13 protein-coding genes and 1 tRNA gene are annotated in these 11059 nt (G+C 33.2%); 5 read left to right on the plus strand and 9 right to left on the minus strand.

Going from position 1 to position 11059, the window contains the following annotated elements; all coding sequences use genetic code 11:
• The first annotated feature begins 378 nt into the window (after positions 1–378).
• Together ACN4EE_RS19865 and tnpC are read left to right on the plus strand one after the other, a co-directional pair.
• On the plus strand, positions 379–690 hold the full coding sequence (locus tag ACN4EE_RS19865; RefSeq protein ID WP_431708234.1) for a hypothetical protein: 312 nt from the start codon (positions 379–381) through the stop codon (positions 688–690).
• Positions 691–703: 13 nt separating this feature from the next.
• On the plus strand, positions 704–1486 hold the full coding sequence (tnpC, locus tag ACN4EE_RS19870) for an IS66 family transposase (RefSeq protein ID WP_431708235.1): 783 nt from the start codon (positions 704–706) through the stop codon (positions 1484–1486).
• A 270-nt stretch (positions 1487–1756) separates the two neighbouring features.
• On the opposite strand, the gene ACN4EE_RS19875 is transcribed toward tnpC, so the two are convergent.
• The 8 genes from ACN4EE_RS19875 to ACN4EE_RS19910 all read right to left on the minus strand — a co-directional run bounded on the left by ACN4EE_RS19875 (position 1757) and on the right by ACN4EE_RS19910 (position 7862).
• Complete coding sequence (locus ACN4EE_RS19875) at positions 1757–2455, minus strand: PHP domain-containing protein (RefSeq protein WP_431708236.1); 699 nt, start codon at positions 2453–2455, stop codon at positions 1757–1759.
• A 364-nt stretch (positions 2456–2819) separates the two neighbouring features.
• Positions 2820–3296 carry an Hsp20/alpha crystallin family protein gene (locus ACN4EE_RS19880; protein ID WP_431708237.1) on the minus strand — a complete coding sequence of 159 codons (477 nt, stop codon included), beginning with the start codon at positions 3294–3296 and terminating at the stop codon, positions 2820–2822.
• Positions 3297–3477: 181 nt separating this feature from the next.
• Positions 3478–3690, minus strand: coding sequence for a sulfur carrier protein ThiS (thiS, locus tag ACN4EE_RS19885; protein WP_431708238.1), 213 nt, complete (start codon positions 3688–3690; stop codon positions 3478–3480).
• A 367-nt stretch (positions 3691–4057) separates the two neighbouring features.
• Positions 4058–4906, minus strand: coding sequence for a M56 family metallopeptidase (locus ACN4EE_RS19890; protein ID WP_431708239.1), 849 nt, complete (start codon positions 4904–4906; stop codon positions 4058–4060).
• 1 nt (position 4907) lies between these two features.
• Positions 4908–5330: a BlaI/MecI/CopY family transcriptional regulator gene (locus tag ACN4EE_RS19895; RefSeq protein ID WP_431708240.1), complete on the minus strand. Its 423-nt coding sequence runs from the start codon at positions 5328–5330 to the stop codon at positions 4908–4910.
• Between the two features lie 131 nt (positions 5331–5461).
• Positions 5462–6262: a 5'/3'-nucleotidase SurE gene (surE, locus tag ACN4EE_RS19900; RefSeq protein WP_431708241.1), complete on the minus strand. Its 801-nt coding sequence runs from the start codon at positions 6260–6262 to the stop codon at positions 5462–5464.
• Between the two features lie 168 nt (positions 6263–6430).
• Positions 6431–7216: an ABC transporter permease gene (locus tag ACN4EE_RS19905; RefSeq protein ID WP_431708242.1), complete on the minus strand. Its 786-nt coding sequence runs from the start codon at positions 7214–7216 to the stop codon at positions 6431–6433.
• Positions 7217–7493: 277 nt separating this feature from the next.
• On the minus strand, positions 7494–7862 hold the full coding sequence (locus ACN4EE_RS19910; RefSeq protein WP_431708243.1) for a hypothetical protein: 369 nt from the start codon (positions 7860–7862) through the stop codon (positions 7494–7496).
• Positions 7863–8029: 167 nt separating this feature from the next.
• Here ACN4EE_RS19910 and ACN4EE_RS19915 point away from each other — a divergent pair, with 167 nt between their 5' ends.
• The 3 genes from ACN4EE_RS19915 (at position 8030) to ACN4EE_RS19925 (ending at position 9556) form a co-directional block, all read left to right on the plus strand.
• Positions 8030–8539, plus strand: a complete 510-nt coding sequence (locus ACN4EE_RS19915; RefSeq protein WP_431708244.1) for an inorganic diphosphatase — start codon at positions 8030–8032, stop codon at positions 8537–8539.
• Between the two features lie 179 nt (positions 8540–8718).
• Positions 8719–8808: transfer RNA gene (locus ACN4EE_RS19920), tRNA-Ser, on the plus strand.
• Between the two features lie 31 nt (positions 8809–8839).
• Positions 8840–9556 carry a M15 family metallopeptidase gene (locus ACN4EE_RS19925; protein ID WP_431708245.1) on the plus strand — a complete coding sequence of 239 codons (717 nt, stop codon included), beginning with the start codon at positions 8840–8842 and terminating at the stop codon, positions 9554–9556.
• Positions 9557–9900: 344 nt separating this feature from the next.
• Here the strand turns inward: ACN4EE_RS19925 and ACN4EE_RS19930 are convergent, their stop codons facing one another.
• A complete protein-coding gene (locus ACN4EE_RS19930; RefSeq protein WP_431708246.1) occupies positions 9901–10845 on the minus strand; it encodes an isoaspartyl peptidase/L-asparaginase in 945 nt (314 codons plus the stop codon).
• Positions 10846–11059 lie beyond the last annotated feature (214 nt).

Below are 11059 nucleotides of genomic sequence, written 5' to 3' on the forward strand. Positions count from 1 at the left end.
GTAAAATAAAAAATGACAACTAATTTTAGAAAAAATATTCTCGACACCCGCATATTGTGTCGCAATACATCCCACAGCTAAAGCAATCGATGCTCTTTGCGAAGTTGTTGTAAATTTTCTTAGCATTTGGTGACAATATAAGCAAAATGTTTCTAGTCAAAATTTATCTTAAATTGTTGAAAAATAATTGAAGATGTTTGATTAAGTATAGATGAAAGTTGTTAAAACGATAATGGGATAAGGGGTGTAGAGAGTGGGCGGAGCGAGACTCGAACTCAAATTAATTATATTTTTGTTATACTTTTAGCCATTGATTATGACAGTGAATATTGTTTTAAAGTCCATATTTAATAGCCTTTCAATCAAAATGAGCAAGAAATGAGCAAGAAACAAAATACAGAGTATAAGGGTTATCAAGAAATTATTGATTATTTCAAATTAATCAAAAGTCAAATGCCAAAAGGAATATCTGTATTAGTTGAGGGTAAAAGATTATATTTTCAATTCAAAACTAAAAATAAATCAAGAAGTAAATATACTACTGGTGAAAACTATACAATCTTAGGATTAAACCGTTGCTTAGAAAAAGCAATCTTAATTGATCGACAATTAAAGAATTATGAGTCAGAAATTGAATTTTGGTCTTGGTATGATGAAACTATCAAGGGAATAAATAAAAACTCTTGCTAACATCAACGAATCGATGGCACACTTAGCAGTGCCATTGGTGGGACAAATAAAAGAGAAAATTGAAACCGCCAGAGTAAAACATTTGGACGAGACGGGGATGAGAATCAAAGGTAAAAATCATTGGTTGCATGTAGTGTCAACATCAGAAGAAACATGGTACAGAGTATCACACAAGAGAAAAAATATCGATGAGTTAAGTGGATTGAAAGGAGTGGTTATCCATGATCACTTCGCTTCTTATTATCAACTAGAAGGAGTGGAACATGGTTTATGTAATGCACACCATTTAAGAGAATTAAAAGCCCTAATGGAAATAGAAAAAGAATCTTGGGCGAACTCCATGAGTAAATTATTATTATTGGCGAATAAATATAAGCATAATAACGGGGGAAAAATACCATTAGAGATAATCGAGAGAGTAGAAAAAGTGTATGATTCAATCGTAGAAAGAGGATTGGAATATCATCAATCGTTACCAGAATTAGTATCCTCAAGTAATCGAGGGAGGAAAAAGAGGCGAACGGGACATAACTTATTAATCAGATTAAGTAAGGATAGAGAAGATGTCTTAAGATTTTTAACACAAGAGGAAGTACCATTTACCAATAACCAAGCCGAAAGAGATATAAGAATGATGAAATGTAAGCAAAAAATCTCAGGAAGTTTTCGGACGATGGAAGGTGGGCAAAATTTTGCCTTAATTCGTTCGGTAATATCAACAGCAAGAAAACAGGGAAGAAATATTTTAGAAATTCTGACTCAATTGTTGAATGGAGAAAATATCCTTTTAGTTTAAATTTTCCTAACGTAGGTAGTTACAATTTCCGTTGCATTATTTCAATTTCTTCTTATAAATTACGATGTATTAAAGATTATACTTTGAATGTACATAAGTGAGTAGGCAAAATTTAAAATTTTTTCTTGTTTTTCTGGAGGTAAATATTGCATTTTTTCAGCAACTAGATCGATCGTATTCATGGAGATAAATAATTAAAATGTTAACACAATCATAATCTGAGTTCGATCGAACGATCGACTCTTGAGATAAATTTGATTTTTCCACAACCTATAGACGCACTAAAATATTACTACCATGGGTATCAGTACCGCAGGTGGTGTATAAATGATATTGTCGAGCTAGACTTTTAATCATAGGAGTTTGAATTTCACTAGGCAACCAAGGGTTAGGATTACCATAGGCGTAATAAGTTTCCACTCCATCAATGCCTAATTCTGAGGCTTCAGGGATTAATTCCTTAGCACTACGGCGATAACGGGCAGGATGGGCTAAAACAACTAATCCTCCTGCTTCGTGAAGGGCATTAATAACTCTTTTAGCTTGAGCATCTTTTCCGAAGGGGGCTTCTCCTGTTAGATACTTTTGTAAACACTTGGCTTCTGGATTAAATCCATAACCTAAAATATGAACATTTGTACCATTTAAGTCAGAAGTAATTTCAATGCCCGTCCATAAATGGGGTAAAAGATTATGATGAGACTGTTTTGTCAAATAATTTCTAGCACGATAGAAACCATTAACGCTATGATGATCGGTAATGGCAAATCCCCGTAAACCTATGGCTAAGGCTTGTTCAACTAATGATTCTGGTGCTAATTGTCCATCAGAACAATTGGTATGTAAATGAAAGTTATAATCGTGAGGACAACTAAAATTATCTATCTTCTCCCATACTAATCTTAATTTTACGGTATCCTGCTCTCGATCGATCTTGGATAAGGCAGTTTTTTCTGTTGTTAATAGCATATCTTGCTCAACTATTACGAATTATTAAATTCAATGTAACAAAAATTTGGCTATATTGACGAGGAAATATTAAAAAATCCTTAAATTTTTTCTGATGAGCATAATATGTAATTTTTATAGCTAAGAGTTTTTAAAATAAAAAATAATAATCTATAGTAATCCTAAATCATTCGTCAGAAATTGAAAAGAAATTCTCCCGTTAAACAAAGCTAGGGGAGAGCAAATTCTTAAGCTAAAACGAATTTACATTTACTGATGAAGGTAAGACTGGGAAGACTAGGAGACTAGAGGAGAGGAATAGAAGAAAATTAGTTCTTAGTTCTTAATTGTTAATTGTTAATTGTTAATTGTTAATTGTTAATTGTTAATTGTTATCGGCTTGTGCTTCTAAGGAAGATTGTTTTTCTTCTCCTAAATTAATTTTAAATACTTTATTTTTCACTTCTTCAACTTTAGGCAAGTTAAGGGTTAAAATACCATCGGAATAATCTGCGGTTACTTTTTCATTTTGAATGACAACGGGCAAATTAACTGTGCGTTCAAATTTGCCATAATTAAACTCAGAAACATAATAACCGTTATCTTTATTTTCTTCTTGATGACGATATTCACCACTGATTTTAACTGTTTCACGGGTGACACTAATATCAATATCTTTTTTGTTAATACCCGGTACTAATACCTTTAATACTAAACTATTATCCTGATCAAATAGTTCGATCGAGGGTTTTAATAAAGTATTATTAGGATTATCCCAAGAGGTAATTTCATCAAAAAGTCGATTCATTTGACGATGTAAAGAGTTAATATCAGATAAAGGATAAAAACGAACTAAAGACATAATTTATTGCCTCCTAATAACTAACGTAATGATTATTTATTTAACTTTGTTTGTTATTTTTATAATGTCACAAATTTATTAGTATTAGAAGACGGTAAACCGAAAATAAAAAGTGTGGTTTTCTCAATTTTTCCACCTCCATCGGTAAACTTAGATGCGTATTAATTTAAAATTTAGCTGACTATCCACCACCTACTATAGTAACTATTTCCAATCGATCGAGTTCTTTAATTGTGGTAGAATCCCAATATTGACGATGGAGAATTTCGCCGTTGTATTCTAAAGCGATTAAACGAGGGTTAAAACCGAAGGATTGCAATAAATCAGGTAATGGAAGATGAGAAGGACAAGTTTTTTGCTCTCCGTTGACTGTAATGGTAATATATTGACTCATAGATATTGAATGGAGTTTTTAGTGATTATTTTATCATCTCATAATGACACCGAGTTGCTTCTTTCTTCCCCATGGCAAAATTTTTTCATCACCCTTGTTTAAAAACCCTGCTCAAAAAGGCAACAGAGAATCGAAAAATACAGTTTTCATTTAAGCTAAAATTCAAATTTTTTGGCTCTTCTACAGTAGTTATGCCAAATTAATAGAAAATAATTAATATAAACTTTATCACCTATAGCTTTGATTATTTTAAAAATGTAATTATTATACATTAACAGTTTGAATTTAACCTAATACCTGTTACCCCGATACCTGATACATTTTTTAGACATAATTTATCATACTCAAAGTAGAAGAACCAATTTTTTTAACAAGGATTATGAAAAGGATAAAAAATCCAAGGAATAAAGACTAAAAATAACCAGATTATTTGCCACCATTTAAAGTTATTAGATTCATCAGATTCTGTCAATAAGTTATCGATTCTTTCTTCTAAACGGCAATTAGTAAAAGGACATTCCCAATTAAATTTAAGGGGTTTTTCCAGTTCGATCGAGGCATTAGTAACCGTTAATAATGCTTCTGCGATGAGTAAAAAATCGACACTTTTAGAAGCAATTTTATCGGCTCTTAACTCTCGTAAAAGTAGTAAATTATTCCATAAATTTTGATTATTAGGAAGCCAAAAAGTTAGTCTTTCTAAATAAGATAACCAAAAGAAAAAGAATGGGTCTTTATTCATTTTGTGAGCGTTTTCATGGGCAATTACTGCCTTTAAATGTTCGGGAGATAATAGCTTAATTAACCCTTGACTGAGGACTAATTGAGAATCCCAAAAACCCACTTGAGCCGCATAAGGGAAAGGTGTATCAATAATTTTGATGTCTTCACCGTTAATATTTACTAAGGGATATTCTTTGACTAATAATGATAATTGATGAAAATTCCAGACAGTTTTTAGCAGGGTAAAAATGGCAAAAATAACAAAACCTTCTGCTAAATAATAACTAAATTTACTGGCTTTTATTCCCCACATTTCCCCATGATAACCCATTAAAAAAACCGTTAAACAAGTCATTAATAATAATAGGGGTGGAAAGGTAAATAAAAACAAAGATAAGCCCCATTTTTTTTGATATTTAACTTGTTTAAAAGTACTAATCGATCGAACGGTATAGGCAATGAATAAAGCGGTAAAAATGAGTATAAAGTGCATATTATTTATCTTCTCCTCTTTGTTGACGAATTTGAGTTAATCGATCGGCGATCGCCTGTATTTGTTCTACACTAGCGGTGTCAAGACTATCAGCAAAAGAAGCCACCACATCAGGATTACTAATAGCTAAAAAATTGTTTAATTGTTCGTAAGATTTAATCGCTTTAGCTTGTTCTTTAGAAATGAGAGGAGTCCAATAAAAACAACGACTTTTCTTAACATATTTTAACCAACCTTTTTTCGTCAGTCTTTGTAAAACTGTCATGACAGAAGCATAAGCTAATTCTCGTTCTGGGTCTGCTAAAATTCTTTCATGAATATCTTTAGCACTAGCTGAACCTAAATCCCAAATAATCTCTAAAACTTCTTCTTCTAGGAAGCCTAAAGATAATTTTTCAGGTCGATATTTTGGTAAAAATGACATTGATTTTAATAAGTTTTAATAAGATTGTATCTAAAATTCTTTTCTCAATTTTACTTGAGTTGATCCAAAATAAGGAACTTGTTGCAAAAATTAAAGTTGATAGACATTGTTTTGTTTCCTCACAGTGACTTTTATGATTTTCTTTCTTCACTAAAATCTTTTAACCTTTGAACACTTACCACATCGGTTAAATTGTATTGTAATGGAGTTATAGTTATATAATTTTCCTTAATAGCTTGGACATCGGTGGCTAAATCAGGAGGTAAGTATATATGTTCTGGTTGATTCAATTCTTCCACTAACTCTCCTGCTAACCAATAGTAACTTTTTCCTCTGGGATCAAATCTTTCTTGGAAATTTTCGATATAGCGTCTAATGCCTTGACGGGTGATTTTTACGCCTTTGATTTGATTTTCGGTAACGGGAGGAATATTCACATTGAGTAAAGTTGCTTCAGGTAAGGGATTTTCACTTAATTGCTGAATGAGTTTGACGGCAAAATTAGCCGCAGGTTGAAATTCTTGCAGGGTAAAACTGGCTAAACTAAAGGCTATGCTAGTTATACCATCGATCGAACCTTCCATAGCCGCCGACACTGTACCCGAATATAATATATCTGTACCTAAATTTGAACCATGATTAATTCCCGATAAAACAAAATCTGGTGCTTCTTCTAAAATGGCACTCAAAGCCAGTTTAACACAGTCTGAGGGCGTTCCCGAACATGACCAAACCCTGACGGCAGGATTGAAAACCCCTTCAATTTTTTGGACTCTTATAGGTTGATGAAGGGTTAAACCATGCCCTGTTGCCGATCGTTCTCTATCTGGTGCTACTACTGTAACTTGATGTCCCTGAGATTCGATCGTATTGGCTAAAGTGCGTATGCCTTGGGCAAAAATGCCATCATCGTTACTAATTAGAATTTTCATTGGTTTGAAATAACTATTTAATAAATTGAATTATAATTGTGAGATTTGATTTTAATAAAAGTTACATTAAATAACTATTTCTCTAAAAATTTAACACTATTTGTAGTTATTGGTGGGCGGTGCATCGCCCTACATTTAAAATTGCTATATAGTTCTTCTCAGCGTAATTTAAAGGGTTTTCTCTCTGGTAATCATTCTCTCATAACACCACCAACCGAGAAAAATCATAACAATAGAAAAGATTAATAAAAAGAAAAAATGTCCTTGAATATCCTCAAAAGATTTTGCTCTCCCCCAAAGGGCAATTAAGGCTTCATTCATGTGAAATATAGGATTAAATTGAGCAATTTCTAAGAGTTTTTCGGGAAATAAAGAACTAGGAAAAAAAGTGCCTCCTATAATTAATAAAGGTACGCCAAAAGTTGCCACGATCGTATTCACATCTTCGGTTCTTTTAGCTAGTTGAGTTCCCAAGATAAAGCCAACTCCCACATAACTTATGATACTTAAAATAATCACAATTAGACCTAAAAAAATAGAGCCTGAAATAGACATTTCTTTAAGGTATAGAACTATGAATAATAGTCCATAAACAAATAAAGTTTGTAAAAGTCCAATAAAGCTATGGGAAAATAAAATTCCTAAAAAATAAGAAGCCCCATTGAGAGGAGAAATGAATAATCTTTTTAAGGTTTTTTGTTCCCTTTCTGAGACAATAGTTGCGATCGTACCTCCTAAACAACTAAAAAATAAACCTGCACCCACCAAGCTAGAAGGAGCTGATATTTTCATCGCTAAAGCAGTAGTAATTTTTGCTCTTTCGGCAATGATATAACTATTAATTATCAGGATAAAAATAGGAAATATAGACCAGAAAATAAGACTTCTTTTTCTTCTAATCAGTTCTGTTAATATCCTTTGACTTACCGCTAAACTTTCATTAAAATATCTCATGAATAATTAATAGTAAATATTTAGTAATTTTTTAACAAAAATTTAGAGTTCAATTTATAGCGTTTATTAAAACGATGAGGTACAGTTTTTTATACAACTTTCCATTGCCTATTGCCCATTCCCTATTCCCGAATACCGATAAGTTTTGTACCTCACCATAACGAAAATTGCTATATTGAACGTTACTCTATTAGACGTGTAATTTATTACACGCTAGGTTATTAATTAACAACAATTCTTAATTCTTAATTCTTAATTCTTAATTCTTAATTCTCTATTATCGTTGAGAGTCTCGTCTTCCTAAATCATAAACTGCACAAGAAATACAAGCGAGGATTCCGATACTAATTAACCAATTTCTACCAAGAATAACATCGATGAACCAATTAAATAAAATACCCATAATCAAAAAAGGAATTATACTCATCAGTGAAGCAAAAAAAGCATTTTGAGATTCTCTACCTTTACGAGTGCGTTCAAATTCGGCATCTGAAGTATAAAGGAAACGTTCAGCAAAATTAAACCAACGATACAAACCATCGATAACTGATTCCCGTAGGGTAGCAAAACTAATATATAAAGCTAAACACCAGAGACAACTTCCAGCAATAATAGTTGTATTGATTTCCCAATTAAAAGGCAACATACTTTTTCTAATTTAGAGAATTGAATAATTAGGTAAAGAATAAAGAAGCTAAAATCAAGTTTAATATATCTCAATTTAATTCTATATTCTTGATTTGATGCGTAAGTTCATAATTTATGGTTAAATATTAACCGTATTTGTTAACTTAAGTTAAGGAACTATTAAAAATGGATTTATCTCGTATTCCTGCACAACCCAAAGCAGGTATCATTAACGTCTTAATCGAAATCCCCGGCGGTTGCAAAAATAAATATGAATTTGACAAGGATATGAATGCCTTTATCCTCGATCGAGTCTTATTTTCTTCGGTAAAATATCCCTATGATTACGGTTTTGTACCTAATACCTTAGCAGACGATGGCGATCCTTTAGATGGTATGGTAATGATGGATGAACCTACTTTCCCTGGTTGTGTCATTGCTTCTCGTCCTATTTGTATGTTAGAAATGATTGACGGGGGCGATCGAGATGAGAAAATATTATGTGTACCAGCCGAAGATCCACGCTATGATCACGTTAAATCCATGAAAGATATAGCACCCCATGTCTTAGACGAAATTGCCGAATTTTTCCGTAGTTACAAAAACTTAGAGAAAAAAGAAACTAATATTCTAGGTTGGAAAGATATTGATCAAGTAGCCCCTTTAGTGGCAGAATGCGTTAAAGCCTATAAGTAGTGAATAGTGAATAGTGAATAGTTTTAATTCTTCATATTTCATTAAACTTCTCCAGAAATTATGATTTCATCACGGTATAACAGGCATCCTGCCTGTATTTTTAAAGATGCCCATTAGTGATTTTTAATTTTTTCTTGCCAAAGATAAATATTTTCTGTTATAATATGTAAATGTCCATTGGAGAGATGGCTGAGCGGTTGAAAGCGGCTTCCTGCTAAGAAGTTGTGGGGTTTATAGCTCCACCGAGGGTTCGAATCCCTCTCTCTCCGTTTTCTGTTAATACTTACTTAGGAAGGATTGATGAAACCTTATCAGGTCATATCTATAGTAGAGTGTAACGAGCCTTTAATTCCCATTCCAGACGATCGATTTATTTTAGAAAATCCTCCTGCTTATGTTAAATTAGGGGCAGATTATCATGGCAAATCCCCTTATTATCTACGGCTTGGGGTTTTGAATCGCCTATTAACGGCAAGGGAAAAATTAAGGGAAATTCAACCCCATTGGCAAATAAAAATTTTTGACGCTTATCGCCCTGTGTGGGTACAGCATTTCATGGTGGACTATACTTTCAATTCTATCTGTGTCGATCGATCTTTAGATATTAATATTCTCACTGCCGAAGAAAAAGCCTCTATTTACGAAGAAGTTTATCAAATTTGGGCTATTCCTTGCGATAACCCTTTAACTCCACCTCCCCATAGTACTGGTTCTGCTATTGATTTAACTTTAGTCGATGAAAATGGTAGAGATATTGATATGGGCGGAGAAATTGATGAATTATCGCCTCGATCGAATCCTGATTATTACAAAAACTCTACTATTCCCCAAGAAAAAGTTTTTCACCAAAATCGAGAGATACTATTAGAAATAATGACTTATGCAGGGTTTCGCCGTCATCAAGGAGAATGGTGGCATTTTTCCTATGGGGATCAAATGTGGGCATGGTTACAAAATTTGGATAATCCTAGTTTAAATTCGAGCGCACAATATGGAATAAGTATTGATACAAAATAGATGAATGATTAAAACAAGCAGGATTAGATAAAAAATTTTGGGGATTAATTCCGGTTTGCTGAATAAATCAGAAGTCTATTAAAATCAAGGGTTTAGACAAACTACATTACTAAAAAAGTGTCCAGTTTTAGCAATTTTTACTAAATTTCCTTAAAAATAACCTTGTAATTATATGCCAATACAAAGCCTCAAAACCTTGATTTTTATAACTTATTCACTCTTCCCTTTTCCCTCTCTTCATCAAAAGACTTTTTCAGCAACCCCTAAATTAAGAGTTTGAATTAAACCTAATACCTGCAACCTGATACCTGATACCTTTTAAGACTTAACTAAAACGCATTTAATCATAAAATATCGATCGAACCGATAAGTTCATCATTATCCCATTCTAAGCAATCACCAATATTTTTTCCATCGTGGAAAGCGGCTAATAAAACTTCACTGGTTTTACCCCAGACAATATTACCATTTCGATCGAGGGAAATCGCCCCTAAATCCCGTTTATTTTCTAAGGCTTCCGTGATAGATTTTTTCATGGCTTCTTGTAACGATAAACCGTCACTGGTACGAATAACCACTTTCGCCGCTAAACACTCATCGATAATATCCTCCCCAATACCAGTACAACTAACTCCTGCATAGGCATTGGCATAATTTCCCGCCGGCATAGCAGAATCGCTCACTCTACCAATTCTTTCTAAACCTTTACCCCCTGTAGAAGTACCTGCGCTAATTCTTCCTTGAGTATCTAAGGCTACAACCCCGATCGTACCTCTACCAGCCTCACTTTCGGCTACTACCCCTGCCATTTTTTTAGTGAAATTCTCCTTTCTTTCCTCAATCCATTCCTGTAACCTCAAATCCGTCAAAGGATCATAAATGGGAAAATTCAACTCTCTTAACAATTCTGCACTACCATAATCTGATAAGACTCGATCGTCCTCAAGTTGTAGTTTTTCTGCTAAATGAATGGGATTTTTTACCCTCGAAACATTAATTACACCGCTAAACTTCTGTTTTTCTCCATCCATTAAAGAAGCACTCATTCTAATTTGTCCATCAGATTGTAATACAGAACCAGTACCGGCATTGAAACGAGGATTATTTTCTAACAACTCACATCCTTTAATTACCGCCTCCGTAGCACTTTTTCCCTCTAACAATAGTTGATAAACTTCCGAAACAATATCATGTAAAGATTTTCTGACGGCTTCTAATCCTCCCTTACCCTTGAGAGAACTACCTGCTCCGCCATGTATAATTAATTTTGGTTTAATAATATTCGACATATTTTTTACAATAACTTACCAATCTATTATCATACCTGACTTAGTAGTTCGCTAATGATAATTATTTCTTTACCTGATACCTAATACCTAACACCTTGTCTTTACAACAACTTCGCAAAGAGCATCGATTGCTTTAGCTGTGGGATGTATTGCGACACAATATGCGGGTGTCGAGAATATTTTTTCTAAAATTAGTTGTCATTTTTTATTTTAC

It is taken from the genome of Geminocystis sp. CENA526 (assembly GCF_050753365.1).
In the GTDB taxonomy this organism is placed as follows: domain Bacteria; phylum Cyanobacteriota; class Cyanobacteriia; order Cyanobacteriales; family Cyanobacteriaceae; genus Geminocystis.